Origin of the sequence: Microcoleus sp. T3_B1 (assembly GCF_036700445.1) — a bacterium.
In the GTDB taxonomy this organism is placed as follows: Bacteria; Cyanobacteriota; Cyanobacteriia; order Cyanobacteriales; family Microcoleaceae; genus Microcoleus.
Window position 1 is genome coordinate 88,211 of sequence record NZ_JAUBOX010000015.1, and the last position, 25,643, is coordinate 113,853.

Genomic DNA, 25,643 nt, shown 5'->3' on the forward strand with positions numbered 1-25,643 from the left:
GGGATGTTGAAAGAAGAAGGAAGAAGGGAGAAGGCTTTAGTTATCTAGGAGAGAAGGAAAAACAGCTTGTAGGGGTAGTGCTACCCCTACTCCCCGTGCCTACCCCTAGCGAGGGCAACCACGGGGGGTTTGCCCCTACCAATCTCTGGGGCAACCACGGGGGGTTTGCCCCTACAAATCCCCAGTCTCTACTTTTGGTTTCCCTCGATGCGATCGCGAAAATCCTTGATAGTCAACTCTAAACCTTGATCCAGCGGCACAGTTGGCTCCCACCCCAACCAAGTTTTAGCACGAGTAATATCCGGTTGTCGCTGTTTTGGATCGTCTTCCGGCAGCGGTTTAAAGATAATTTCTGCCCCTGGATTAATCGTGTTTTGAATTTTTTGTGCCAGTTCCAATATAGTGTATTCGCCGGGATTCCCCAAATTCATTGGCCCGATTTTGTCGCTATTCATCAAACGAATAAATCCTTCCACCAAATCAGAAACGTAGCAGAAACTCCGTGTTTGAGAACCGTCGCCGTATACAGTCAGTGGTTGATTCCGCAAAGCTTGAGCAATAAAATTGCTGACTACTCTGCCGTCATTTTCCAACATCCGCGGGCCATAGGTATTATGACAGCAAACGCAGTAAGTACCGCCTACAAAATTCTCTCCGTCGGGAACAGAAAAGTCGTATACATCCTCATCGATTTCAAACTCTTCTATGGCTTTAACTTTTGCCCAAGCTAAATCCCCTGTGATTTGAGCTTGCAGTTTTTGTTTAGCATTAGCCAGATTGAGAATGCTGTACTCGTCCAACCCTTGAACCGTTATCCGGTAAGACTTGTATTTTTTGCTGTCTCCTTTTCGCACTGTTGTCTCGAATTCCGACACACTTCCAACTATCCCGAATTTAGCTAGAATTAGCACTAGTTTTTCAATGATTTTTTGGCTGGAACTGTTAAACACTAGCAGCGAACCCGTTGTTTTCGCGTCGTGATTCCCGTCGCCTTCCCAGAAACCGTGTAAAAAGTGAACTAACTGTTCTTTGGGAAGTTGCAAAATCCAATTGGGTATATCTTTTTTGGTGCTTAATTCTTTGCCAAACCCCAAAATATTGACAACTAGATCGACTATTATTTTTGACCTGACGTTAACCGATGGCGCTCTTTTCTCCTCTTTGTCAAATCTGATTTCGCACTCGCAGCCAAATAACTCTCGCGTCACCCGGATCAGCTTTTCCAGATATTTGACATTTGAGCTAAATACGAGCTGGCGGTCTTTTTCTGTATGAACCAAACAGCCTTCTGCTAAGTAAAATCCCAAAAACCACAGGAAATCACTGACATTTTTGATGTAATTGTTGATTGCTTTGACGGATTGATAGCCAGCTATTTTGTCTTTTTGGGTCAAAGGCAATCCCAATTCTTGCCAAAGTTGCCAGGGAATTTTGTTGCCTGCTTCGTATTTTTTGATGGTGCTGAAGTATTGGCGATTGCTGATTCCTTTTCGAGCGAAATATCCATATATCTGCTCTCGGAATTTTTCTAAGTATGCGATCGCATCCTCGCTGATTACCCACAGCCCTGGTGCATTAACTTTATCGCTGATGTAAAAAGGTTCCAAGGGACGATCGATAAAAGGAATGTAACTGGGAACAGCTACATCATCCCCAACCTTTAAGTCTTTGCCAAATACGGCTTGAGGCAACCCTTGGCTGTCGCGAGTAAACAAACTGTGGTCTTCAGTAATTTTTACTTGTTTGCCCCAGGTTGTTGCAATTTTATACCCTTTCTTCGTCACTTTGTGTTTCCAAATTGCCGAGATTGGTTTTAAGCGCATTTTTCCCTGTTCGTCAAAGCAAGGAACTGAAACATTTGATATGTCACCTCCGATCCGGCTGTAGCATTCCTCAAATGTTTCGTAATAAAGTCGATCTCCTTTGTAATAGAGAACTTTTTGATCGCCTGTCAAACTGTTAAAAATTCGCACAACTCGAATGTCTACACCATTTTGACGGTGGTAATCAAAAGATAGGGTTTCAGCTACTCGCTTCCCTTCGTCGTAACACGATCTGATCCCGATACAATTAACGTTGCCGCGATAATCTTCTGTTTGTGGATGTACGTCAGGATCTCCGTACACTTCGGAAGTGGAAGCGAGAAAGAATCTTGCTTTTACCCGTTTAGCCAATCCCAACATATTCATCGTGCCGATGACGTTTGTTTTAATTGTCTTGACAGGGTTGTACTGATAGTGTATTGGGGAAGCGGGACAAGCCAGATGGTAAATCTGATCTACCTCTAACCGAATCGGTTCCGTGATGTCGTGGCGGATCAGCTCAAAGTATGGGTTGTCCAGCCATTTGAGGATATTGCGTTTAGTCCCGGTGTAAAAATTATCCAGGCAGACTACCTCATGTCCTTGGGCCATTAAGCGATCGATTAGGTGGGAACCGAGGAAACCTGCACCGCCTGTGACTAAAATTCTCATTGTGGAAACTGCCGTTCTGTTTAGGGGTAGGACTGGAGTACAAAAATTCAGTCGCTCGAATGAAACTTACTAATAGAATAACAAAATTGCGATCGACGATGTAAACACTTATGCGTCACCTTTATTAAATCTTTAATTAACTTAGCATTTGCCAATACTTTGAACAAAGTGCTATAATTCGCAAATGTCAGCTAGCAATTTTTAGTGAAGCTTCAATATTTTCGCAAAAATACTGTTGACAATAATTCACTTTTGAGTTAATAGGTATTAATTGTTTGTTTGTTGTGATTGGTGAGGCGATCGCTTCTGTCTTGAGTTATCTAAGAAAAGGCTGATTCCCTAGGTATGGCTACGCTTCACGGGCTTGTTTGAGAATAGGTTAATCCAGTTTATGTAAACAGGGCTGACGCGCGTCAATCGATTTTAGATTTTAGATTTTAGATTTTAGATTGACTTGCGCGAGATAAATGCGGGGGCTTGAGGATTTTAGATTTTAGATTTTGGATTGATTCCACGGATAAATCACGTGGCGGGTACCACCTTTGAAATTCTTGGTCAGAGGCTAGAAACCTTGTTTATTCGTAGATAAAGTTGAGCAAGCAAATATTTTTCCGAGAAACCCGGTTTATTTGGCCTTAGTCGCGATCGACTAACTGCGACGACGGTAATTAGAATTATACAGTATCGCTATCCGATCGCGGTGGAATCTCAGCAGCAGTTAAAGTCACGATTATTTTTAAGAAGACTTTGGGTATTCCTGAAGTATAAATGTCTGTTGACTACCTTTAAGATTCTGTTTCATCACCCGAAGCAGACGATTATCCATTGGCTGTGTATCTTGGGTGAAAAATTCATGAAGTACCTGCACTTTGCCTGCATAGTCTCGATCGGCTTTACAAATTACAATTCCTGCATGATTTGAGGTTGTAGAATGGAGATTGATGAAATCTTGACGATTTTCTGTAATGACTACTCGCCCTGCATTTGTCGCGTACATCAAGACTTCATCATCGGGAATTTTTTGATTGGCTTGTCCAGCTTCATAGGATGTCAAAACATCATAGCCACGCGCTCGCAGTAAATCAACCATTGCGATCGGAAAGTTTTCATTGGAGTAAAACTTTAGCATTTTTAGTTACTCATTTTCAGCAAGCCACAGCTCGATTTCTTCTCGGTTGTGTTCGTAATAGTTCGCAACCGCTTGCAAATCTTGAAGGGTGAGTCCTGGATAATTATAGAGAAGTTCGGATTCAGTTGCGCCCTGTTGTTGGTAGGCGATAATCGTCCAGACGGGAATGCGGGTATCGCGAATTCGCGCTGCACCGCCACAAATTCCTGGAGTTTTGTGAATGGGATTCTGAAGGGTTTGGATGAATTGTAGGGTTTGTGCTAGCAAGTCATCAGGCAGTGTTTCAATGGTTTGGAGAAGTTGTTCTTTGATGGTCATAATCGATCGCCAAAATATCAAAGAGTTGCGGGCTTTTTAGTGAGTTCTAGAAGTTGCCAAAGCAGTTCGGGCAAGCGATTTTGCAGAGGTTCTAGACGTTGAGCCAGTTCGTCTGGAATTTGAAGGGTAATTGTTGCCATGTTTTTTAGTGACTGACGCTCTCATTGAATCCTAGCACAAGAGAAGTGCGATCGCCCCGCGCGATCGGGTAAAGGTGCGATCGCGCTTTCTGATTTTAGTCGCTTCACCCTACCAATCTGTTGATTTGTGGCAAAATTTTAGTTACCGTTGTTATCGTTGATGTCTAAATTTTGTATTGATAGTTCTGAAGGTAGCGGTACAGTTATTTGTAGGAAAACATCAATTGTTATTTGATTGTTCTCAAAAGTTATATTGCTTACGTTAACTTTACTATTTTCAGATAAACCGTTTTGAATAGGGAATTTAGCAGGTGGCTTAGTTTTATATCCAGCATCCTCAAGCCATTCAGCAATATTTCTCCAATTTTCTATTTTTTCAACGCCTTTACCCACCAGACTTTTGACGTACTTATATAAGGTAGCGCATAGGTCAGTTTCAACTCCCTTGGGGTTCTTTTGGCGTTTTTCCGCTATTTCTCCGGGACTATGACCGCACAGAAGCCCCCGCAGGTGAAGCTTTTCCATTGGGGTGAGGCGTTTTCCCTTGGCTGAGGCCAGGTCTGCGTAGAGGTTTTCTAAGTCCCAGTGGTTTGCGGCTTCGGTAAATTGCTCGTCGGCTGGCGGCATAGGGGAGTGGGGTAAAAATTCCTGATGAAAGTCTAACATAATTACTGATGAGTGTAAGATAAAAGCTATGGTTAGTTAGATTATTATAAGTAGAATATCCCGAGTCTACGTGCAATGAGCCAAAATGACGAGAGAGGTAGCTTGAAGTAGCTAATAACTAGACTCATTGAGCATTGCTGAATCATTAGTTTTGAGGAAAATTTTATGATTTTTATAATCCCGATTATTTTGGGTGCTGCTGCTATAGCTGCTTCCGCTCTTGGCATTGGAGCTGGTATTGCAGGTGTTTCCGACATGAACGATGCAAAGGAAATGGGCAAGAGCGCTCAAGAACAGCATGAACGTGCTTGCAATCGTTTGAAAAACGAATGGGAATGCACTCAAAATCTTGCAGAAGAGTACGGTCAACTGCAACTAAATATCAAAATTCGTACAATTGGGCGATTTGTCAAATTTATTGAGCATATTGGTCAGCGTGGTTCTCTAAGCGACAAGCAGTTTTTGGAGGGATTAGAAGGCATTTCTATTCAGCAGATTAATGAGTACAAAACTGCGGCTTTAGAAGCAGAACAATTTGTCAAAGGTGGTTTTAAAGCTGCTGGGGCAGCAGTAGCGGCAGGTCAAGGTGCAGTTGGCTTGATCGGACTGTTTGGGACAGCAAGTACCGGCACTGCGATCGCTGGGCTCAGCGGTGCAGCAGCTTGGAATGCGACTCTTGCATGGCTGGGAGGTGGTTCTCTGGCTGCTGGTGGCGGTGGCATGGCAGTTGGTACAGTTGTACTTGGAGGTATTATGGTTGGTCCAGCCTTGGCAATTGGTGGCTTCATGCTTGCTGGTGAAGGTGAAAAAGCTTTGACAAAAGCACGAGAATATGAAGCCAAGGTCTATACAGAAATCGCTAAAATTGATGCTGCTAAAGACTTTTTGGAAATAGTCCAGCGACGGATTGATGAACTTAACTATGTGGTGAATAACTTGAACTCTCGTGCTGTTCTCGGACTTAACGAACTTGAATCCCAGGCATTTGAGCGAAATCAAAATGCAGATGTGCGTAAGTTGCAACAGGTAGCGCTTCTAGTAAAATCGCTTGCAGAAATTATGAAGACCCCTGTCTTAGATAGCGAAGGAAACCTCAACCCTGCGACTGCTAAAATCCAAGCTAAATACGGTACTATTTGAGGCAAGTTGACATGATAGCAAAAGAAGTTTCGCGAGGCATCTCAAAAATCACCAGTCCTGCTGAATGCTTACAGGAACTTGTCTCAGCTTACACTGAGTACAAGATGGTGGCAGAGCAGGAGCAGACTAAACGGCGTGAAATTGATGCCTGGGAAAAAACAACCATCGCTCAGATTAAAGCCCAGAGCGATTGGATGATGGAGTACCTCGATCGCTCATTTGATGAGCGTGCAGAAAATTTTCGCGATCTTTTTAGCGTAGTGGATTCGGCAATAGCTAGTGGCAATAATGAACAGTTAGCATTAGCTTTACATTCAATTACAGAAATAGCTAAGTCGAGTCCTTTCCAAGACCTTGCAAACTTAGCATCAGTAAAAGCTGCACTTAATGATCCAGACCATGAATGGGTGTTTTGATTCACCTTTATGAGTGTGGGTTGCCCCTTCACCTATCCCCTTAAATTGAAAAGCGATCGCCCTTAATCTCCAAAAGTGCGATCGCCTCCCATTCACCAAAAGTAATCTTCCATGATTTAATTAAAATAGCTAACCCTTTTTCACTACAAACTGGCATGGTCGGGTAATTTTGAGAAAGTGGGAGAAATAAGATGAACGTTACTCAATTAATAGAAACATTAAATGCTAATAAATTTATGCGCTCTGATGAGGAAGTGATGAGTTTTGAATACGCTTTAGCCGAACTTGCCCTACATCTTAACAGCGAATATTTGCCAGAACTCTATCTGGTTTTAGATGACAGATGCAAACAACATGAAGTCATGTATGGTCTCATTCATTTTCTGGAGTCTTTTGAACTCAAAGACCAGTTGCAGGCATTTATTGATAGCATAGACCGGATGATTGTTAATGCTAAAGAATGGACAATGATTCTAATTTATGGAATCCTAAATCAAGATTTAGCCCGAAATTTATATAGCCAGATGTTACATTCTACTGATTCTCAAAATCGGAATTTATGTACGCATTTGCTGCGCGAAATAGCCGCTCATGAATCCCCTCCTTTATCTACCCATGCTGAGTCAGTTATTTCCATCGCAACTGCGAATTAATATTGATGAAATTCAGAGGGATCTGTCGAGCTTTCTTAAACTCATCCAAGATGGGAATATCTTGGTACTCTTGCAAGACGATCGGCCAATAGCCGAAATTAAACCTATCAAATAAGATGCAAGCCGCTCTCAGGATGAGCGATCGCCCTTAAGCTCCAAAAGTACGATCGCCCTCCTCAAATTAGTTAATGGTATAATCATCAATCAAATACCATTTAGGAGTAAACCACTTATTTTAAATAATGGGACAGATACTTCTGAAGACACTCCAGAAGTTATAGAACAGGATATAATAGACCAAACGATTGAAGTAGGAAGTGGTTGTGACTGGAGAGGCAGTGGAGTAGAACCTCAGTGGCATAATCCAAAATCCATCAAAGCCTACGACCATATCGATCGCCATCATGACCCCAAACTGAAACCCCTTAATTTTAGAGGCAGGGCGGCATCCAAAAAACTGCCTCAAGGCCAGTGGCTAAATGCTCAAGGCTGGGTAAAAGCTGAACAAGTGACACCGAAATATCCCGGTTGTTACATTATAAATTTTAAGCGTTCTATTGGGAAAGTTCACTATCCCGATGGGAAAATAATTGAAAATGTTACCCATGCTTTTATTAAAAGGAAACCAGATGGAACATTCAAATCTGCTTATCCTGTTCTCAATGATGCTACGCTGTCCTCATTAGATAGGAGCGATGAAAATGAATAACTATATCAATTTTACAATCCAGTTAGAAAAACCTAATTGCGAACAATATGCTGACGCACCCGATGACTCATTAGGAGAACTTTCGCATTTTGAATTAGGTTTGAAACTATTTTGCTTTGAATGCGATCGCCCAGTATCAATAGAAATTGGTGAAGAAAAACTAAAAGTTTTTTTAGACCCCGATATCTGTATGCTCCTAGAAGATGAACTCCCCAAAAAAATTAGTGAGTTATCCCAAGGGAAACCCATCAAAATAGAATTTGTTGAAAGTGTGTGCCTTACTCTTGAATTGCAGCCATTAACCAACGATAAAATTAGCTGTAATTTCAAAGAATTTGGATATTTATCTCCAAACCAGTTTACCCTAAAATCCAGAAATCAACACTTTGAACTGAATAAAACTCAAGTTATAACAGAGTTAAAGGGATTTGTCGAACAACTCATGGAAATGGCTCTAAATGGCGGCTATATCACCCGCGAAGAAAAGCAAGAATTCCTGATGCCACTCGGCGAAATTGCGCCTGCTTCGGCTATTTGTTAATTAAGTACGATCGCCCTTAATCTCCAAAAGTACGATCGCCCTTAATCTCTCAAAGTGCGCGCGAGCGTAGCTATCGCGTAGGGAATCACCCTTAATCTTACTTCCCTTAATTACAAAACAAACTCGGATCTACATGAAAGAAACTCCCCAGAATCAATGCCAGCTCTTTACCAATATCTCGATCGCCATTAACCACTTCATACACTCTTTTTTCAGATCCAATGACTCCTACCAAATCAGCAGGTTGTAACTCTCTTTGTTCCATCAAAAACAGCAGTATTGAATGAGGCGTTGCTGTGGTTCCTGGTGCGTAATATTCCTGCTCAAATTTTTCAATCAATGCAATCAGCAATTCATATAACTCATTTTCTTCAGGAGTGCGATCGCCCCGGTGCATCAACTCTTCCACCATAGCCAGAGCCTTCTCATTATCCGCTTCATTTCTAATTATTTTCGGCTGATACTGAGACAATAACTCTTTGTATTTATCTGGATTAAAAGTAAGGGTCATTTTTCCTTAATTACTCACCCATTTCTAACTTTCCCAAAACAATTAAACTTTCTAAATCTTCCACAGCATCAGGAAGGAAATCTTGTACCGCCCTTCTTACCAACCGCAAATCAGTTTCATCAGCCCCTCCCAACATCCGCGTTAAATCCCCTATATCTATACCGCGACTAGCTTTTAGTTTCATCAAAACCAAATAAGGCAATCCGATAATTGGCAACCCATCCGGGGCCTTATTTGGATTTCTAATTGCCTCTCGTACCCAAGAATCCCTTGATTCAATTACATCCAAATAAGTACCATCAGGCAATTCCCAAGTGCTGCCCCCAATGCTAAGTTCTCCCGTTCTCCTGCTACCAGCTTGCTCTAATTCTCGATAAAGATTAGCAGCATCCTGAGTTAATACTAAGATCTCCACATCATCGGTCATTCGTTCAGGCATATAAAGGCGAGTAGCAATCCCTCCTACTACTACAAAAAGGGTGTTTTGAATAATCGTTTTAATGTTTGTCACGGGATGATTCCAGGTTCTTTTCTTCAGAAACTCTCGACTGCTGCCACTACCGGGACGACATCTACGCAATGCAATTTCAATGTAAAGTTTTCGCCTTTGTTCGGGAAGCTTTAGATTTAACATGATTATATAACATTTCGATAATTATACCCGACATTTTACACCATTTTAATTTAAGCCTTTTAGGGACGGGCAAGATGCCCGTCCCACAATAAAACACACTCTTTGTGGAACAGGCATCTTGCCTGTTCCTAACAAAAAGCCACACAGATTACGAATCTCGATCGAGCTTCAGCACAGCCATAAAAGCCTCCTGCGGCACATCCACAGTACCCACAGACTTCATCCGCTTCTTACCCTTCGCCTGCTTTTGCAGCAACTTCTTCTTCCGCGAAATATCACCGCCGTAACACTTCGCCAACACATCCTTCCGCAAAGCCGGAATGTGCTCCGAAGCAATCACCTTCGCGCCAATTGTCGCTTGAATCGGCACCTTAAATTGGTGGCGGGGAATCAACTCCTTCAGTTTTTCAGTCAACCCGCGGCCCACATTGTAAGCCTTATCCCGGTGTACGATCATCGCCAAAGCATCAACCGGATCGCCATTAATTAAAATGTCCATTTTCACTAACGGATTTTCGCGATAACCGATGAGGTGATACTCCATGCTCGCATAACCGCGCGATCGCGATTTCATCTGATCGAAAAAGTCAGTCACCACCTCCGCCAAAGGCAACTCGTAAACCAGCGTAGTTCGGCCTTGACTCAAATACTTCATATCCATAAAAATGCCCCGCCGACTTTGAGACAGTTCCATCAGCGCGCCCACATAAGTTTCCGGCGACAGCATTTCTACCCGCACATAAGGTTCCTCAATTTTCTCGCGATACTGAGGATCGGGCAAGTGGCTGGGATTGTCAATTGTTAACACTTCTCCTTTAATTGTTGTGATTTGATAAACAACAGAAGGAGCCGTAACAATCAAATCCAAATTGTATTCTCTCTCCAGTCTTTCTTGCACAATTTCCATGTGCAGCAAACCCAAGAAACCGCAGCGGAAACCAAATCCCATCGCACTCGAAGTTTCCGGTTCGTAAGAAAGCGCCGCATCGTTGAGTTCGAGTTTTTCTAAAGCTTCCCGCAAATCGGGAAATTGGTCAGCATCGATCGGGAACAAGCCGCAAAAAACCATCGGCTTTGCCTCTGTATAACCCGGCCAAGGCTCCGGTGCCGGCTTTTTGACCAAAGTAATCGTATCGCCGACGCGAGCATCAGCTACTGCTTTAATTGCCGCGCCCAGATAACCCACTTCCCCCGCGTGCAGTTCGTCTACTGGAACTTGAGTCGGTGAAAGGATGCCCAATTCATCGATGACATATTCCTTACCCGAAACCATTAACAAAACTCGATCGCCCTTTTTGACACTTCCGTCCATCACCCGGAAATACACAATTACCCCGCGATAAGCGTCGTAATAACTGTCAAAAATTAGCGCCCGCAGCGGTTTGTCAACAGTATCCTGCGGCGGTGGCACCAATTCGACGATCGACTCCAAAATCTCATCTATACCAATTCCTTCCTTAGCCGAAGCCTCGATCGCCCCGCTACAGTCCAGACCGATAATTTCTTCAATTTCCCCTTTTACCCGTTCCGGTTCTGCCCCCGGCAGGTCAATTTTATTTAAAACTGGAATAATTTCCAGATTGTTTCCCAAGGCAAGGTAGACATTTGCCAGGGTTTGTGCTTCCACGCCTTGAGATGCGTCTACCACCAGCAGCGCCCCTTCGCAAGCAGCGAGCGATCGCGACACCTCGTAAGAAAAGTCCACGTGTCCGGGAGTGTCGATCAGATTCAGCACGTACTCCTGACCGTCCTTGGCAGTATAATTCATCCGAGCCGCTTGCAGCTTGATCGTAATGCCGCGTTCGCGTTCGAGATCCATATTGTCTAAAAACTGCTCCTTCATCTCCCGTGCCTGCACAGTCCCAGTCGCCTGCAACAGGCGATCGGCCAAGGTCGATTTTCCGTGGTCGATGTGAGCAATAATCGAAAAATTACGAATGCGAGATACAGGGACGTTAGTCATGTTTTTTATCGAAGAGCTAATCGGCAAAGGATACTTTTTGTTGTATGATTACACAAGCAAGAGTAGAGTGCTTACTTCAACCTCTTACTGGGGATTGAGATGAAACCACAACTGAGGCAAACCTCAAGAGTATCAGTTATTAGCCTTTCAAGTGTCCGATCGAGCCCGGACACCCAAAAGGAAAAAACTTTTCTCTCTCTCATTGTACAGAAAGCGGTTAAGCGGTTGAGGAAAGGTTGGGTGCAAATCAGGGACTGCCAATATCTAGTCCAGTCGGTTGTCATCAAAAGAATTGAAACTTAAGAATTAAAACTAGGATTTTTAAACTATGAGCGAATCAAGAATACCTTCCCACAGTTCGTCAGAAAAAGTCGAACTGTCCATCCATATCGATCCTGAACTGCTAGACCAAATTAAGCACTTGACGAATGACCCCAGCAAAGTCATTGAAACAGCAATCAAGCAGTGGCTCCGAGGCGAGCGCCGGGAAGACGAGCTGGCTCTGAGTTTACGCCGCAACCCCCCAGTCCCGCCGCGTGGTGAATGGAACGACTGAGGTGCTCTCGCCCCAGACGGCGCGCGCAAATCTGCGGGGTGTGAAATTTAGATCGCACGGGCGATCTCCTGCAGATTTCGTGGCTAAAGCTACAGGTGGTGGGCGAGTGAACTCGGCTCAATCACAACCTCGGAACTATTCTAGGTGAGGGAAAAAATGCGTGAGCCATTTCCCGACTTGAGTTGTTCGCAGCCTCATATTTTGGCGTAATTTTCACACTTGATAGTTAATCGGTGCAGATTCCTAATTTCTCAATCTTAATTTTTATCTTTAAATTACCCAAAACGGCTGAGAACGAATAGTTTGGAGTTTTGAATTGAGTTCAGAATTAAAAAATTTATATTTTCTGAGTTCATTAATCACTCAAAAGTCAATAGTAGAAGCCTAAAAGTTTTGCAAATTGTGAGTTTTGAGCGATTAATGTTTTAATTAAAAAGCCCACAAGTTTTTAATTGATTAATAACTCATAAATTAACAGTAGAAGCCCCAACAATGGGGAGTCTTGAAATCTTTATTAAAAACTCAAGACTCCAAAATACGAACTACTTTCATCCCCTACTCTGATGGACTCTAACACAGATTTTCGGCGATCGAGCCTCGCCTCTACAGTTTTTTTTCAAGAGTTAGGGGCAGAATTAGTATTTACCCAAGACGCCTCTGGTCGATATCTATCTTTTTACTGGCAAAAAGCCGAGCAGTACAACCTTACAGCAGAACAAATTGTCGATCGCCCCCTCAGCGAAACCCTGCAACCCATCCCCCCTGCGCCTTATCTCGATATCCTGCGGCGGGCGATCGAAACCCTCGTACCGCAACGCTTCAGCTATCCATTTTGCCACGCCGGACAATATTTTCTCTTCGATTTGACACTCACTCCGGCGATCGACTCAAACGGCAAAGCTACAAAAGTCCTAGTTATGGGAAGGCTGCTGTCTGACAAACCCACAGACAGACGGCCAGACTCCCCAGAATTCATGCTCTATCGAGCTTTGCCCTCCTCCTTGGACGCCCGCCAACAAATGTCGCTTCCAGCGAGCCGTATCCCCGGTCGATCGCTCCCTCCCTACTCGGAAATCGACCGTAAAATCATCTCCCAAATCGCTCAAAACCTGCACAAAACCCTCGATTTAGACACAATTTGGCAACAAACTGTTAACAGTTTGGGTCAAGTTTTGAACGCGAGTCGCTGCATCATCTGTTCCTACAAAAAAGACAGCGAAAATCTCGAAACATCCCCCTTCCTTGCCTCAGAAAATCAGCAAAATTCGACCGCCGCAGCAGCCGAATTACAACAGTCCATAGCTAGCGACCCCTCGCTCCGGCTTTCTCCCGCTCAAATCGAAAATCTCCAATCGAAAACTTTTAAAGTAGTAGCTGAGTACCGCCAAGAAGCTTACTCTTCTATGCTGGGATTAGAACTGCGCGCAGCCGAACAGCCAGGGTGGATTCAAACTTTAGCCACCTTAAAACCAGTAGCAGTCGATTACGCCTCCCCCGCCACCGATCCCTTCTACCGCCATTCCGTGCTCGTAGCAGCTACCTCCTATGAAGACCAACCCAATGCACTGATATGTTTGCACCGCTGCGGCAACTCTCCGAAATGGAGTCCTGTCGAACTCGAATTCGCCCGCGAGTTAGTCGCTCAAGTCGGCAGTGCGATCGCCCACGCTACACTTTACCAAGAATTAGAACAGGCTCGCGCCGAAGCCGTGGCTCTTTCCCAACTTAAAAGTCAATTTCTTGCTAATACTTCTCATGAACTCCGCACCCCCCTCAACGGCATCCTCGGCTTCCTAAAACTGCTTATGGACGGCATGGCAGATGACCCCGAAGAAGCGCACCAATTTATCGAAGAAGCTTACCGCTCAGCAGTACATTTGTTCAATGTGATTAACGATATTTTGGATGTCGCTAAAATCGAAGCTGGCAAAATGGAGTTAGACCTCGCTCCCGTCAAACTCGGTGAACTTTTGCAACAAGTTGAGGATTTTACACGGGTTCAAGTCGAGCAAAAGCGATTGCAATTTCAAATCCAAAAACCCCCTGTGGAGGACGAGATTATTGTGTATGGCAACTACCAACGCCTGCTTCAAGTAATCTTGAACCTCACGGGCAATGCAATTAAATTTACCGGGGAAGGGGGAATTCGCATCAGTGCCGAGGTTATTAAGAAAAAGGTGACTGTTCACAACCAGCAGTTCCCCGGAATGGTAAAAATTCGAGTCGCTGATACTGGTATTGGCGTTTCTCTCGACAAGCAAGATAAATTATTTGAGTCCTTTTTTCAGGTGGACGGCGATCGTACCAGGCAATACGGCGGCACCGGTTTGGGATTGGCTATTTCTCAAAAACTCGTAGAAGCAATGGGGGGTACAGTAAATTTTTACAGTATGGGGGAAGGGCTGGGAGCTACTGTTACTTTTACTGTGCCGCTTTATCAAGAACCACTATTTAAAAATTAATCATATCGATTCCGGTGCAACCGTAATCATTGTTGACTGTTGACTGTTGACTGTTGACTGTTGACTGTTGACTGTTGACTGTTGACTGTTGACTGTGAGTAAAAAAATGAAAATTGCGCGAATTATTTCTTGGCAGCTTAATTCCACTTTACGCCCGACTTCGGAGCGCGGATTTGATATCATTCCGGCGCAGCCGGAATTGATATTACCAATTACCAATTACCCAACTGTACCTTACTCACTTAAAAATTACTATATTCCTGTATCCGTGAGTTCCGTTGCGTGAATAAAAGTCATCGATAATTGGTAATTATCCTACAAACACAGTTCGATCGCCCCTGTATCAATTTTAACTTTTATCCATCGCCAATCTCCCTCCTTGGGAGCTTGCAACTGAGATCGATCGTCCCCGCCACTTCCAATCCCCACCCAGAATTCGCATAAATCAAATCCGGGGTACGGATAACAAAGCTCATCTTTATTTGTCCGCTGGGCTCTCACACCTCCGAGTAAACCCGCGCACACCGCCAGCTTTACAAAAACTTAATGCCAGCTTATACGACTGATTAAGCTTCCCAACCCCCTACTGTAAAGGATTATTAAGCATACTGGACGCTCTCAGTTCTCTGTGAAAATCATAAAGATCTTGTAAAGACACCGAAACTACTTAGTAATGTTTGACGGGGTGTGGGAAGATTTAAGTAGAATTACGTAATCCCTAAGTCGGGCAGCGGCAGGCTGGCAAATTCAGTAAATTCCTGCTCAGTTGGCAGAATGGTAAACTTTTGCCAGTCTATTAGAAAAAGGGTTGCTATGAATCAGCAAATATCAGCTCAATCGCAAAAACTTTTACTCCAAATTGGCAGAAAGATTCGTCGAACCTTGGATCTCCATACCATCTGGCAGCAAACAGTTAACAGTCTGGGAGAAACACTAGGCGTCAGCCGCTGCATCCTTTGTCCCTATGAAAGTTCTAGTCTGCAAGTCAAAGTAGCTGCTGAATACTGCCAAGAACCATTTTTACCGATGCTGGGAATGGAAATCTCGCTCACAGCAGCACCTCATTTCCTTCAAGCTCTAGCCACCCTCGAACCGGTGGTAGTAGAGTCCTTTGCAGCCAATGACTCTTTTGGGCCGCAGTCGCTGCTAGTGGTGGCTACCGCTTACCAAGAGCAACCTAACGGCATAATTAGCTTGCATCAGTGCAAAGGTCGATCGTCGGGGAAGGGTAAGACCGATCGACCTTGGACTCAATGCCAGATCGAATTCGCACAAGAACTTGCCGAGCAAGTAGGAAGTGCGATCGCCCTCGCCACCCTCTACCAAGAGCGCAGCAAGCGAGTACAAGGACTATCCCAGCTCAAAAAGCAATTTTTGTTGAAAGCGTCCCACGAGCTCCGCACTCCCCTAAATCACATCATCGGCTATCTACAACTAACCATAGACGACCAAGCTGACGATCCCATAGAGGAGAGAGATTTTATCGAAGAAGCTCACCGTTCGGCTATCCACCTTTCTCAGGTAATTTCCAATATCTTAGATTACATTGAGTTAAGTGAAGCTTGCCAAACTCACGCAGAGTTAGCCACTTTCAGGAACCAGGAAAAATCTGGGCATCAGTAAACCTTCGAGTGGCGTCTTTGACAAGTCTAATATTTACCGTGCCCACAAGTTTTACCCAGAAAAAAGCTGACACTTTATCGATAGATTCCCTCAATAAATTCGATAGCTGGTTCATCAATTATTTTTAGGGAAAAATAGTTTTACACAGTACAGCAGAGCAACTACTACAGGTGGTAGCCCGGTGTATTTATCATATTATGTCCGCTCGAACGACTCCCATCAAATAGGTTATTTGACCGGAAAGGATAAGCTGTTGTGCATCTAATTTGACAGTCAATTTTTCTACAATTCTTGTGGGACGGGCAGGAGAGCCCGTCTCTGTATTCAATTTAGATGCGTAGCAGCTTATTGCAAGCATAAGATTGCACTTTTGCACTTTTAATGCTTTTAAATTGTGCTTGAGAGAATTACCCACCGCCCTTTTTTTTCGTAGTTTTCGGAGGGCTGACATAGCGCGCCCAAAAAGGTTCCTCCATATCTTTCATCGCTGCTAGTTTTTGGCGCTCTTCCTCTATGCGCTTGCGTTCTGAAAGATCAGAAAATATGTTGATACTGCCGACAGTCTGGCCGCCCGCATCTCGCACGCGTGCGGCCCAAAGCCAAACATCGATCGAACTACCGTCTTTTTTCAACAAAGATATTTCCAAACCGTTGTGCGGGTTGCCATTAGACGCAGACTTTAGCAGGGCGTAAAAATCTTGCTTTTGGCCTTGAGGAATATTCGGTAAAGGTTTCCCTAAAACCTCAGCCGCAGTCCAGCCAAAAAGTTGTTCGGCGGCGCGGTTCCAAACAACGGTATTGCCGTCATTGCTGGTACAGTTAATCGCCAGCGGCGCCGATGCTATCTGGGCTTGCAAAACTTGGTTAACGAGTTGCAGTTTCAATTCTACTTGCTTGCGATCGGTAATTTCCTGACAAGCGCCCCACAAACGGACAACCCGTTCAGCAGTTTTGTCCCACACCACTTGCCAGTAGTCCCGCACCCAGCGCACCTCGCCTTTTTGATTAAGAATGCGATACTCATTAGCTCCAGTGCGGCTGAAAGTACAGCCTTCTAATTGTTTAATTAACATTTCCCTGTCGTCAGGATGAACGAGTTCGGAGTTCCACCAACCAAACGATTCTAATTCTTCAGGAACGATCCCTGTGCAGCGCTCAAAAGCTTCTGTCGCCCACTCGCAGGCGAACTTGCCGTCGGGCAGTCCCTTAAAAGAATAGGCAAAATCCGAAGTAATTTGCGACATAACTCTGTAGTGGAGTTCCGACTCTCGGACTGCGATTTCGGCTTGCTTTCGTTCCCCTATTTCCCGCGAATTAATTATAATTCCCTGCACGCTCGAATCGCAAAGCAAACTGTTACCTACCGACTCCATGTAGATCCAAGAACCGTCAGCATGGCGTTTCCGATATTCGATTGCCCCCCCAATGCCGGGAGATTCTAACAACTTACCAAAATACGTCTGCCAAGCCAGCAAATCGTCTGGATGGATTAACTCGCCGTGAAATTTGCCAATTCTTTCTTCTGGGTTGTAACCCAAAAGCCGCTGTAGGGCTCCGCTGTGATATCGAACTCGCCCGTCGGAGCCGACAATGCTAATTAGATCGGGAGAATTACGCAGCATAGCTTGCAGTTTGGCTTCACTTTTAATTAATCCTTGATTGTCCCTGCGGTGCTGGCTAATTTGTTTTTCCAACTGCTCCCGTAGCTGTCTGATTTGCCCTACTTGCTGGGCTACAGTGCGTTCCAAGAGGCGATTTTTTTTTTCGATTTCAACCAGCTTTACTTCGTTATATCTCGCCATTTCCAACAGGCGATCTGCTGCAATTTCCTGCAAAGAATTAGATAAAATTTCCAGAGTTTCCGTGAGAATTGCCTGTTGCGGTGGTGGCAATTCTCTAGCTTGTTCCTGCAATGTTTCTAAGTGTTTGTAGACAGTTTCTAGCATTTTATTAAGGGGGGAATCTAATAGTTGCCTGCGGGTGCAACCCCTAAAAAGCGGACACAAGTTTTTTCAACATAACCCATAACTAAGACTGGTGTGTGGCTTGCGACCCATCGCGCTCTCAATAACCAGGCATTTTGGGACTTTATTTTCCGATCATAGCAACCGATAGAGAAATTGACACTCCCTTGCCTAAAGGCGCAGGGATTCTTGGATCATCCAGTCGAACTTATCTCTGTTTGGCTACCATCAGCGAGTAGAGATCGGTCTGTCCCCCAGCGTAAATTTCGGTGTGCCCCACCGTATTTAAATTGATTCCTGCCTGCTTCAATCCCTTTGCCAAAATATTTTTTCCGGCATTATGGTCGCGATCTAACACCACACCACAACCACAAATATGGGTTCGAGTTGACAGAGTTTTTTTAACCAGGTTGCCACAGTTTGAACATTCCTGAGATGTGTACTGAGGAGCAACAGCAATAACTGTTTTGCCGTACACTTTTCCAAAGTATTCCAACCATTGAGCAAACTGTGACCACGCAGCATCGCTAATTGATTTAGCGAGTTTATGGTTCTTAACCATGTTCCGCACCTGAAGGTCTTCGTAGGCTACAAAATCGTTAGATTTCACCGCGCCGGGCGTCGTCTTAATGGCGAAGTCTTTACGCTGTCTACTGACCTTCAGGTGTTTTCTTCCTAACTTGTTGATCGCTTTTTTTCGATTTTTAGAACCTTTCTTTTTCCGAGAAACTCGCTTCTGCGATCTCTTCAGAGCTTTTTCGCTTTTGCGGAGATACCGAGGATTAGGAACTGTTTCGCCATCGCTATCAGTATAAAAATGGTTTAATCCGACATCTATTCCAATGGCTTTACCAGTGGAAATAGCTTCCTCTTTCCGTTCCACATTGATACAAAATTGAGCGTAGTATCCGTCGGCACGACGCACGACTCTGATTCGTTTAATCTCGTTTGGCGCGTAGAAATACAAATCCCGACTACCAACCAACTTGAACTTCCCAGCAGCGAAGCCGTCTTTAAATGTTAAACATCTTTTGTCGGCAGAAAGTGACCAACCCGATTGTTTGTACTCAACGGAACGAGTGTGCTTTTTGAACTGCGGGAATCCCTTTTTCCCTGGTTTCTTTGCTTTGCAATTAGCAAAAAAACGCCCTATAGCAAAAATGGCACGCTCCGCCGAAGCTTGACGTGCCGTCGAGTTAAGCTTGCCTGCCCATTCAAACTCTTTCGCCATAATGGCACACTGTTTGTATAGGTCTACCAGCTTAATTCCTTGATTGTCTATCCAATGTCTAAGAGTTTTGTTTCGGACAAATTGAGCCGTCCGAATCATTTCGTCCATGATCCGATATTGCTCCGCTTTGCCTTTCAACTTAAACTCTAATACTATCATGGGAATAGTTTATCATTATTTTTACTGCAACTTTTACCCACAAAATCTACCTATTTAACAATTATTTACAAATTGTAGAAATTAAAGCCGTCTTAGAAGGACGGGGCTTTATACCCACTTTTGCGGTAAATTCTTGTTGCGCCCTAATTGCCAGCCCAGCCGCACCCCCAAGAAGTGCTCGCTAGGAGTGCGGGTAACTCCCCTACCCAGTGAATGTGGGGCTTCTCGCGGTTAAGCTAAACTAGATGGGTGTCAAGAGAAAGAGGGATTTATGACAGAGCAAGCCAACGCTCGCGATTTGTTTCGCGCTGCTTACGAACACCGCTATACCTGGGATGCCAATTTTCCCGGTTACAGTGCCGATATTGAACTCAAACAGGGCGACGAAGTATATACGGGTCATGTTTGGATCAAACCCGACATGAGCGTGGAAGTCACGGGCATTGAAGACGAGGAAGTGCAGCAAAGCGTCTACACCCAAATGCGCGATATTGTCACCCACCGCAAACGCTCGACATTTGAAAAATCTCACGGCAAAAATAGCTTCACCCTCGGCGAGAAGGACAGCACAGACGCTGTGGACATCTTGGTGCAAGGCGACTCAATGGGGTCTAACTATAAAGTCCGAGGTCTCTCAATTTGTCAAGTCAGCCGGGTGATGGGCCGCATGGCTTTCGTAATTGACACGCATAAAAGCTTAGAGACACCCGAAGGTTCTTTGGCAACCCACTACGATGCCGTTTTCCGCAACCCCCAAACAGACGAAATCATCAAAGAACTCGAATTTGAAGATACCTTTGACAAGATAGGCGACTATTATGTCATGACAAAGCAAGTAGTTCGATCAAAAGAAAAAGGTCAATTGACAACAACCGAGTTCAACTACTCCAACGTCAAACTGCTAGAACCAGCAGTAGTGTAGCGGCCTCAAAAACCCGATTTCTTAAATAAAACGGGTTTTTTTGGATAACGTATCAGAATCAACTTGATTTGGCGGCAAGTAACGCTACGATCGAACCAGAGAGCGAATTGAAATCGAGCATCAGCGTGAGAGAAACCGGGTTTCCTGTAGCCAGCTCACCTGAGCGTGCAAGTCTTTTGTCAAGAAACCCGGTTTCTTAAATCCCGCGCGGGTTGAGAATGCTGCCCTTGAGTCAAATCGAACTTTTATCAACTGCAAGAAATCATCACAGAGGCGAAATATGACACTAGCACTAACCAGAGATAACGTCGAAACAGTTCTCGATGAAATGCGTCCCTACCTGATATCCGACGGTGGCAACGTCGAGCTCGTAGAAATTGACGGCCCAGTGGTACACCTGAGACTGCAAGGAGCTTGCGGCTCTTGCCCGAGTTCCACAATGACTCTGAGAATGGGCATTGAACGTCGCCTGCGCGAGGCTATCCCAGAAATTGCTGAAGTCGAACAGGTAATGTAGCTGGGTAACGAGTAATTCACCAAAAAACGAGACGGAATCCCCGGGCTACAGACACGGGGATGGACTTTTCTGCTGTTTCAACCGCCGAAGGAAAGCAAAACAAGATAAAAGTAAGCGTAATTGCATACCTCTTGTACTGGTAGTTGTTTTTGAGCGTGTAGAAGCGAATTGTCCACAGCTTTAAGACTACGATTATGGTCTTACTAATCCCCTTGCCTTTTCAGGCGAGGGAGATGTCAAAGCACTCTATGCTGGTATAGCCTTTCTCAGAAAGATGAGGTACGTTGTTGGGATGAGAGCCCTCTTATGGTCGTTATATAGTAAGCGAGATACAGACAAAAAACTCCGCTCCGAGTCATACCTCACCTATCTGAGAAAGGCTATAGTAGTTGTGTAGAATTAATTGCACAAAATCTGTCTCCGCTCAATAAATCGGGGTAGACTACCCTGTCGGGAAGGATTTTGCTCCCGGAAAGAGGCTCGTCACTGAGCGATTTACCCCGATTTATTGAGTGGATACCCAAATCTGGCCTGCAAGCCTTGCTTAGTCAAGAGTCTTTATGTAATTAATGTTGCCAGGTTACCTAGGAGGAAGCCGAAAAATTGCTAATTTTTTGCTAAACTTTTAAATCATTTCTGCTTTTTATATTATGAAGTGTGAGGCATTTGCTTATGATTCCACAACTGAACACCCTCGACCAAATTTCAATGGTGACATCCAACTTTGGGGATGCTTTAGTATTTGCTGACATTCTCCAAGATTGGTTTCAGTTTTTAGGGGGTAAACCTGGTGAAGTTGTCGTTGTAGATTGTGGCAGCGATCTCAAAACTCAAAGGGTATACTGGCAATTGTTTGAAGAAGGTTTGATTGACAAATTGCAGGTAATCCAGTCTAATCACGAAGATAATCATGGGGGGATGGAGTCTGGTTATATAAAAGAATATACATCGGGGGCGATCGCGAGTAAACCTTACTTGCTATTTTTCCACGTTGACACCTTGCCCTACCGAAAGGGCCACGATGGTTGGTTAGAGGAAGCGATTGGTTATCTCGAACGCGATGATGTTTTCTCGGTTAGCGGTTCATTCAATCTGCCATCGCAGCACCACGACGCCTGGCCGGGGTGGTACTTTAGCGACAAGTGTAGTCTGAATTTTGCTCTGATGAAGCGGAGTAAATTTATGGCGGCAACCCATGAATTTGCTGGGGATTTTATTATGTCTGGCTTCAAAGGTGAGAATCCAGCTAAGGCGACTAATCAGGACAGATATTTATGGGAACTCGCTTTCGAGCAGTACGTAGAACGCCACAAGGAATACAGCTTATGTAAGGCAGAAGATCCGAACTGGACGGTATTTCATACAAATACTCACGAAGAGCGCTTGCAGAAGACTCGTCAAAAATACCTGAAGCGAGAAGGAATTGAACGCTTTATCAATGTGGGTTTTTCTGATGCCGAAAGGATTCCTGCTCAGGCACTTTATTATGGACAGTCGCAGATGGGAATTATGAAAAAATTGCGAATTATGTTCGGAAAATCACCAGTAGGCTCTTACTGGCGGCAGTTTAAACAAAGGCTAGCTCTTCAAAAATAATTTTGTTGGTGGGGCAGGCAAAATGCCTGCCCTTGCAGGGGCTAAATTGAGACAGGTAAGTAGGGCTTGCTGAATAAGTTAGAAAAAATCGCGTAGGCGTAGCCAGCCGTAGGCATCGCACTTGATGGGCAATTCAAGCTCGGCGAAACATAACTTTTTGTTGACTATAACTTGCCCTGCTATAGCTTTTAATAATCATTGAACCGTAAATAGGTGTGATTTTCGGTTTGTGACATAAAAACGCACAAAAAACCCGTCTTAACCAGGTAGAAAGGTTCATTACTAAAAAAGTAATAGCAATGGCTGTTTCGGAAGTATTATCAAGTTTTGCCATCACCCGATTCAGGCTAAATCTTCTTTTTCGCAAGTCCCAAATTTGCCCTCAATAGAGTTACGAATTCTTTCATCTTCCCAGGCTTGTTTCTTGGTTTCCTTACTAACATTTGCTGGTGGCTTTCCTAAAGGGGGGCCACTAATTCTAATTCCTCTTTCTTTACACCAAGCTCGGTTTTCTCTTGTTCGATAAATGCGATCTGCATGGACTGATTCTGGATAGTATCCTGTGTAATTTTTAAATGCTTCAAATGAGTGCTTTTAAGTCTCCTGATTCGTTAAAGTTATCCCAACTTATCCGGTCTAGAAATACATATCCTTCATTGCAACTCGCTGACAGTTTGGCTCCAAACTCTACGGGCTTTCCTGCTTTTCCTCTGATAATTGGACGGATGTGGGGTCATTCCTCACAAGTTAAGGAATGAAAAATAAATAACTTAATGAATTACTCAGGTTGGGGTACGGCTCGATAATTCCATTTTGGCAAATATTCGTCAAAAACAATTTGCATAGTATTTTTGAAGTTATCAGCTACCTTCCTACCAGTTTGATAAACTTTATTAAGGATATTTACAGCTACAGATAGTCCCGTTTTAGTGTGAGTTTTTTCTACGAGAGCTTTGACTAATTCTAAACTTGTAAAAATTACTCCTTGACAAGCCCTGGTAATATGAGGAAAAAGTCGATGTTCTATCGGATTATATTTAGATGTATAAGGAGGGTAATGAGCAATTCTGATCTCAATTCCTATTTCATTAACTAATTTCTGCAAATCTTCTTTAAAAATATAATGATTAGCATTATTACTACCTCCCCCATCACATTTCGCCAAGATAGAATTAGCGTTAGGGTAGGCTGCTTTACCATAATTATTCCACCAATTTTTTAAAGACTCACAGGCGAATTCACTGGGAGCGTGTCACTTTTGCGATAAGTATAAATACTCAGAATAAGTAGGGCAAAGGTTTTGAGCTATTGTTGGCAAAATCGGCGAAAATAATGATGTCTTAATTAGTGGCGATTGAACGATGACTCCCGAACAACAACAGGCGATTCAAACATATGTAGAGGCTATTTCGGCAATCCTGTATGCTGATTGTGACCCGAAATCGTTGAAAACATTAGAAGATATCGAGATCACGGTTAAAGATAAGGTGTTAACTCATGTGACACCGCAGATCGGAATTTTTTTATCTACTCAGCGAGCGGGACAAAAGCAGGAAGGGTAAAGAGATTAAAAAGTACATTAGGTGATTTAAGCATCACCCAAAAGCAAGCAGATAAACTAGGGTGTGGGAGTGGGAGTAGATTGAGTCCACATTTAGAAAACTGTTGTTTAAGACTGAGTGCTAATGTTGCATATCAAAATGCAGCCCAAGATATTGAATATATAACAGGGATTACGGTGCCAGCGAAGACACAACTCATATTAGTACATTATCAAAAATTTGAGCAGCCTGTAGCAACAGCAGATATTACCGAGTTAAGTGCAGACGGTGGAAAAGCACGATTGATAACACCACTCGGAGAAAAATCCGAGTGGAAAGACTATAAAGCAATTGTGTCAGAAGCAGGGATAGTAAGTAGTTTTGACCAAAATGAGCTCATCATTAATTGGGCCAATCAACAGCCACTAGCAAAACCAGTAAATTGTCAGACGGTGATGGACATGATGGCGTATGGAATATATTCAAGGAAATTAGTTGTGAACAGGACAGAAGGGAAATTCTGGACTGGTATCATTTGAATGAAAACCTTCAGAAAGTAGGCGGTTCAATGAAGCGATTGAAGCAAGCAGAAACATATTTATGGAAAGGAAATGTAAAAAAGGCAATAGCACTATTCATAGGATTGAAGAAAAAGCCAGCCGTTAATTTTTGTAAGTATTTAGAAAAGCATAAAGAAAGAATTATTAATTACGAACTTTTCCAGAGAGATGGAATCTGTTCGATTGGTTCTGGAGCAGTAGAATCAGGAATCAAGCAAATAGCTAGACGGGTTAAAATATCTGGAGCAAGTTGGAAATCAGAACATATTGGGCAGGTATTGGCTCATCGATGTGCTTACTTAAATGGCTTAATTGGTAAGCGAAGAAATGTTTAAGTATAAATACTCATCGCAAAAGTGACACGCTCCCAATTCACTGGTGTCTTTACTATTTCCTAATGTTATATATCCTCGGTTTTGTTGACAATCATAAACCCCATGCGGAATCACTTTACCGTGACCTAAACTCCAAAAATCATGATCGAAAGTAGTGACAGGTTCCTTTGTATAGAGAGTTCCCGGACGATACAAATTTCCTAAAACTTCTTTCTTTTTGGTATCAAAACGTAGGATGGGATTGCTGGCTTTTCTATACTCTGCATGAAGTCTAGCAATGTTTTTAAATTGAGCATCTCGATTTTTATTAATTCCTATTGTTTGTTTTTTTTGAGCTTTTCGTTTCACATACCCATGCTTTTTTAATAGTTTGGCAACTAATGGGAGACTAATGGTAAAACCTGCCGCTCGTAGTCCCGCAGCTATTTCTTTATGCGTCAAATTAGTCCATTTGATTAATTCATTCATTGGGTCTCCGGCTGTGTAATTTTTTAAAACTTCTAAAAATGCTGCATCAATACCGATTTGAGTAGACAGAATACTTTTTCTTCCCCCTCCTTTCTTTCTGATCCGGGAACTATTGAGTGTCTCTGAGTCCATTTTTTCTAAATCTTCTATTCCCTTGACGATGGTGTTTCGACTGCATCCCAAAAGTTGCATTACATAGCTAATTCCACCCCATCCTAATTTTTGATCTTCGATAGCTGCATACCTTCTTTTATCCTTTTCTGATAAGGATTTATAAAATTTTTTCATTTCTGACTCAATTGAATTAGAATAAGACATGGGTTTAAACGCCAATTAGAGTAGTTGTGTATAAAAATCTGTTGTGAGTCGAGCTCTGTAGGAGTGAAAATTGTAATCTCACACTTTTTTCATTATA

Annotated in this window: 22 protein-coding genes and 6 pseudogenes; 11 read left to right on the top strand and 17 right to left on the bottom strand. The window is 43.5% G+C overall.

Going from position 1 to position 25,643, the window contains the following annotated elements:
• Positions 1-188: 188 nt before the first annotated feature.
• The 7 genes and pseudogenes from QT990_RS11010 to QT990_RS11040 form a co-directional block, all read right to left on the bottom strand.
• A pseudogene (locus tag QT990_RS11010) lies at positions 189-617 on the bottom strand (GDP-mannose 4,6-dehydratase); the annotation flags it as partial.
• Positions 618-1,973 (bottom strand): annotated as a pseudogene (locus QT990_RS11015) (LAGLIDADG family homing endonuclease); the annotation flags it as partial.
• A pseudogene (locus QT990_RS11020) lies at positions 1,956-2,474 on the bottom strand (GDP-mannose 4,6-dehydratase); the annotation flags it as partial. The pseudogenes QT990_RS11015 and QT990_RS11020, both read right to left, overlap by 18 nt.
• 736 nt (positions 2,475-3,210) lie before the next feature.
• A complete protein-coding gene (locus tag QT990_RS11025; protein WP_333155309.1) occupies positions 3,211-3,603 on the bottom strand; it encodes a DUF5615 family PIN-like protein in 393 nt (130 codons plus the stop codon).
• Positions 3,604-3,609: 6 nt separating this feature from the next.
• Entirely contained in the window at positions 3,610-3,921 is a 312-nt protein-coding gene (locus tag QT990_RS11030) for a DUF433 domain-containing protein (protein ID WP_333104155.1), read from the bottom strand.
• A 17-nt stretch (positions 3,922-3,938) separates the two neighbouring features.
• Positions 3,939-4,061 (bottom strand): hypothetical protein, encoded by a 123-nt coding sequence (locus QT990_RS11035; protein ID WP_333142100.1) that lies wholly within the window; start codon positions 4,059-4,061, stop codon positions 3,939-3,941.
• Positions 4,062-4,199: 138 nt separating this feature from the next.
• Positions 4,200-4,727, bottom strand: a complete 528-nt coding sequence (locus QT990_RS11040; protein ID WP_333465241.1) for a helix-turn-helix domain-containing protein — start codon at positions 4,725-4,727, stop codon at positions 4,200-4,202.
• 165 nt (positions 4,728-4,892) lie between these two features.
• Here QT990_RS11040 and QT990_RS11045 point away from each other — a divergent pair, with 165 nt between their 5' ends.
• From QT990_RS11045 to QT990_RS11060, 4 genes are all read left to right on the top strand, one after another.
• Positions 4,893-5,867: a hypothetical protein gene (locus QT990_RS11045; protein WP_333147707.1), complete on the top strand. Its 975-nt coding sequence runs from the start codon at positions 4,893-4,895 to the stop codon at positions 5,865-5,867.
• Positions 5,868-5,878: 11 nt separating this feature from the next.
• The gene (locus QT990_RS11050) at positions 5,879-6,283 is read left to right on the top strand and encodes a hypothetical protein (protein WP_190740856.1); all 405 of its coding nucleotides are present in this window, start codon (positions 5,879-5,881) and stop codon (positions 6,281-6,283) included.
• Positions 6,284-6,474: 191 nt separating this feature from the next.
• Positions 6,475-6,936 (top strand): Imm30 family immunity protein, encoded by a 462-nt coding sequence (locus QT990_RS11055; RefSeq protein WP_333465242.1) that lies wholly within the window; start codon positions 6,475-6,477, stop codon positions 6,934-6,936.
• Positions 6,937-7,637: 701 nt separating this feature from the next.
• Positions 7,638-8,186 carry a hypothetical protein gene (locus QT990_RS11060; RefSeq protein WP_333465243.1) on the top strand — a complete coding sequence of 183 codons (549 nt, stop codon included), beginning with the start codon at positions 7,638-7,640 and terminating at the stop codon, positions 8,184-8,186.
• A 106-nt stretch (positions 8,187-8,292) separates the two neighbouring features.
• Here the strand turns inward: QT990_RS11060 and QT990_RS11065 are convergent, their stop codons facing one another.
• From QT990_RS11065 to lepA, 3 genes are all read right to left on the bottom strand, one after another.
• Complete coding sequence (locus QT990_RS11065; RefSeq protein ID WP_333465244.1) at positions 8,293-8,697, bottom strand: transcriptional regulator; 405 nt, start codon at positions 8,695-8,697, stop codon at positions 8,293-8,295.
• A 10-nt stretch (positions 8,698-8,707) separates the two neighbouring features.
• Positions 8,708-9,331: a hypothetical protein gene (locus QT990_RS11070; RefSeq protein WP_333465245.1), complete on the bottom strand. Its 624-nt coding sequence runs from the start codon at positions 9,329-9,331 to the stop codon at positions 8,708-8,710.
• A 148-nt stretch (positions 9,332-9,479) separates the two neighbouring features.
• A complete protein-coding gene (gene lepA / locus QT990_RS11075; protein WP_333104169.1) occupies positions 9,480-11,294 on the bottom strand; it encodes a translation elongation factor 4 in 1,815 nt (604 codons plus the stop codon).
• Positions 11,295-11,622: 328 nt separating this feature from the next.
• On the opposite strand from lepA, the gene QT990_RS11080 reads away from it, so the two are divergent.
• Both QT990_RS11080 and QT990_RS11085 read left to right on the top strand, forming a co-directional pair.
• Positions 11,623-11,850 (top strand): hypothetical protein, encoded by a 228-nt coding sequence (locus QT990_RS11080; RefSeq protein WP_333051858.1) that lies wholly within the window; start codon positions 11,623-11,625, stop codon positions 11,848-11,850.
• Positions 11,851-12,413: 563 nt separating this feature from the next.
• On the top strand, positions 12,414-14,312 hold the full coding sequence (locus QT990_RS11085) for an ATP-binding protein (RefSeq protein ID WP_333465246.1): 1,899 nt from the start codon (positions 12,414-12,416) through the stop codon (positions 14,310-14,312).
• Here QT990_RS11085 and QT990_RS11090 read toward each other — a convergent pair whose 3' ends face one another.
• A complete protein-coding gene (locus QT990_RS11090) occupies positions 14,313-14,495 on the bottom strand; it encodes a hypothetical protein (RefSeq protein ID WP_333412598.1) in 183 nt (60 codons plus the stop codon).
• A gap of 132 nt (positions 14,496-14,627) precedes the next feature.
• The gene (locus tag QT990_RS11095) at positions 14,628-14,813 is read right to left on the bottom strand and encodes a hypothetical protein (protein ID WP_333465247.1); all 186 of its coding nucleotides are present in this window, start codon (positions 14,811-14,813) and stop codon (positions 14,628-14,630) included.
• 312 nt (positions 14,814-15,125) lie between these two features.
• Between QT990_RS11095 and QT990_RS11100 the strand changes: the two genes are divergently transcribed.
• Complete coding sequence (locus tag QT990_RS11100) at positions 15,126-15,935, top strand: GAF domain-containing protein (RefSeq protein WP_333412599.1); 810 nt, start codon at positions 15,126-15,128, stop codon at positions 15,933-15,935.
• Between the two features lie 407 nt (positions 15,936-16,342).
• Here the strand turns inward: QT990_RS11100 and QT990_RS11105 are convergent, their stop codons facing one another.
• Both QT990_RS11105 and QT990_RS11110 read right to left on the bottom strand, forming a co-directional pair.
• A complete protein-coding gene (locus tag QT990_RS11105; RefSeq protein WP_333147987.1) occupies positions 16,343-17,881 on the bottom strand; it encodes a PAS domain S-box protein in 1,539 nt (512 codons plus the stop codon).
• Positions 17,882-18,107: 226 nt separating this feature from the next.
• A complete protein-coding gene (locus QT990_RS11110; protein ID WP_333147989.1) occupies positions 18,108-19,289 on the bottom strand; it encodes a transposase in 1,182 nt (393 codons plus the stop codon).
• A gap of 271 nt (positions 19,290-19,560) precedes the next feature.
• Here QT990_RS11110 and QT990_RS11115 point away from each other — a divergent pair, with 271 nt between their 5' ends.
• From QT990_RS11115 to QT990_RS11125, 3 genes are all read left to right on the top strand, one after another.
• Positions 19,561-20,211 carry a DUF3386 domain-containing protein gene (locus QT990_RS11115; RefSeq protein ID WP_333147991.1) on the top strand — a complete coding sequence of 217 codons (651 nt, stop codon included), beginning with the start codon at positions 19,561-19,563 and terminating at the stop codon, positions 20,209-20,211.
• Between the two features lie 280 nt (positions 20,212-20,491).
• Positions 20,492-20,728 carry a NifU family protein gene (locus QT990_RS11120; protein ID WP_006632519.1) on the top strand — a complete coding sequence of 79 codons (237 nt, stop codon included), beginning with the start codon at positions 20,492-20,494 and terminating at the stop codon, positions 20,726-20,728.
• Between the two features lie 672 nt (positions 20,729-21,400).
• On the top strand, positions 21,401-22,324 hold the full coding sequence (locus QT990_RS11125) for a hypothetical protein (protein WP_333147993.1): 924 nt from the start codon (positions 21,401-21,403) through the stop codon (positions 22,322-22,324).
• 133 nt (positions 22,325-22,457) lie between these two features.
• Here the strand turns inward: QT990_RS11125 and QT990_RS11130 are convergent.
• Both QT990_RS11130 and QT990_RS11135 read right to left on the bottom strand, forming a co-directional pair.
• Positions 22,458-23,057, bottom strand: a pseudogene (locus QT990_RS11130) (transposase); the annotation flags it as partial.
• 45 nt (positions 23,058-23,102) lie between these two features.
• Positions 23,103-23,558: pseudogene (locus tag QT990_RS11135) on the bottom strand (ISAzo13 family transposase); the annotation flags it as partial.
• Positions 23,559-23,685: 127 nt separating this feature from the next.
• On the opposite strand from QT990_RS11135, the pseudogene QT990_RS11140 reads away from it, so the two are divergent.
• A pseudogene (locus tag QT990_RS11140) lies at positions 23,686-24,760 on the top strand (ISKra4 family transposase).
• Here the strand turns inward: QT990_RS11140 and QT990_RS11145 are convergent.
• Positions 24,734-25,546, bottom strand: a complete 813-nt coding sequence (locus tag QT990_RS11145; protein ID WP_333148176.1) for an ISAzo13 family transposase — start codon at positions 25,544-25,546, stop codon at positions 24,734-24,736. The pseudogene QT990_RS11140 and the gene QT990_RS11145 overlap by 27 nt on opposite strands.
• Between the last annotated feature and the right edge of the window lie 97 nt (positions 25,547-25,643).

Excerpts from the sequence above, each read along its gene's own strand:
- QT990_RS11025 (WP_333155309.1), bottom strand. The coding sequence starts at position 3,603 with ATGCTAAAGTTTTACTCCAATGAAAACTTTCCGATCGCAATGGTTGAT.
- QT990_RS11030 (WP_333104155.1), bottom strand. The coding sequence starts at position 3,921 with ATGACCATCAAAGAACAACTTCTCCAAACCATTGAAACACTGCCTGAT.
- QT990_RS11035 (WP_333142100.1), bottom strand. The coding sequence starts at position 4,061 with ATGGCAACAATTACCCTTCAAATTCCAGACGAACTGGCTCAACGTCTA.
- QT990_RS11040 (WP_333465241.1), bottom strand. The coding sequence starts at position 4,727 with ATGTTAGACTTTCATCAGGAATTTTTACCCCACTCCCCTATGCCGCCA.
- QT990_RS11045 (WP_333147707.1), top strand. The coding sequence starts at position 4,893 with ATGATTTTTATAATCCCGATTATTTTGGGTGCTGCTGCTATAGCTGCT.
- QT990_RS11050 (WP_190740856.1), top strand. The coding sequence starts at position 5,879 with ATGATAGCAAAAGAAGTTTCGCGAGGCATCTCAAAAATCACCAGTCCT.
- QT990_RS11055 (WP_333465242.1), top strand. The coding sequence starts at position 6,475 with ATGAACGTTACTCAATTAATAGAAACATTAAATGCTAATAAATTTATG.
- QT990_RS11060 (WP_333465243.1), top strand. The coding sequence starts at position 7,638 with ATGAATAACTATATCAATTTTACAATCCAGTTAGAAAAACCTAATTGC.
- QT990_RS11065 (WP_333465244.1), bottom strand. The coding sequence starts at position 8,697 with ATGACCCTTACTTTTAATCCAGATAAATACAAAGAGTTATTGTCTCAG.
- QT990_RS11070 (WP_333465245.1), bottom strand. The coding sequence starts at position 9,331 with ATGTTAAATCTAAAGCTTCCCGAACAAAGGCGAAAACTTTACATTGAA.
- lepA (WP_333104169.1), bottom strand. The coding sequence starts at position 11,294 with ATGACTAACGTCCCTGTATCTCGCATTCGTAATTTTTCGATTATTGCT.
- QT990_RS11080 (WP_333051858.1), top strand. The coding sequence starts at position 11,623 with ATGAGCGAATCAAGAATACCTTCCCACAGTTCGTCAGAAAAAGTCGAA.
- QT990_RS11085 (WP_333465246.1), top strand. The coding sequence starts at position 12,414 with ATGGACTCTAACACAGATTTTCGGCGATCGAGCCTCGCCTCTACAGTT.
- QT990_RS11090 (WP_333412598.1), bottom strand. The coding sequence starts at position 14,495 with ATGATATCAAATCCGCGCTCCGAAGTCGGGCGTAAAGTGGAATTAAGC.
- QT990_RS11100 (WP_333412599.1), top strand. The coding sequence starts at position 15,126 with ATGAATCAGCAAATATCAGCTCAATCGCAAAAACTTTTACTCCAAATT.
- QT990_RS11105 (WP_333147987.1), bottom strand. The coding sequence starts at position 17,881 with ATGCTAGAAACTGTCTACAAACACTTAGAAACATTGCAGGAACAAGCT.
- QT990_RS11110 (WP_333147989.1), bottom strand. The coding sequence starts at position 19,289 with ATGATAGTATTAGAGTTTAAGTTGAAAGGCAAAGCGGAGCAATATCGG.
- QT990_RS11115 (WP_333147991.1), top strand. The coding sequence starts at position 19,561 with ATGACAGAGCAAGCCAACGCTCGCGATTTGTTTCGCGCTGCTTACGAA.
- QT990_RS11120 (WP_006632519.1), top strand. The coding sequence starts at position 20,492 with ATGACACTAGCACTAACCAGAGATAACGTCGAAACAGTTCTCGATGAA.
- QT990_RS11125 (WP_333147993.1), top strand. The coding sequence starts at position 21,401 with ATGATTCCACAACTGAACACCCTCGACCAAATTTCAATGGTGACATCC.
- QT990_RS11145 (WP_333148176.1), bottom strand. The coding sequence starts at position 25,546 with ATGTCTTATTCTAATTCAATTGAGTCAGAAATGAAAAAATTTTATAAA.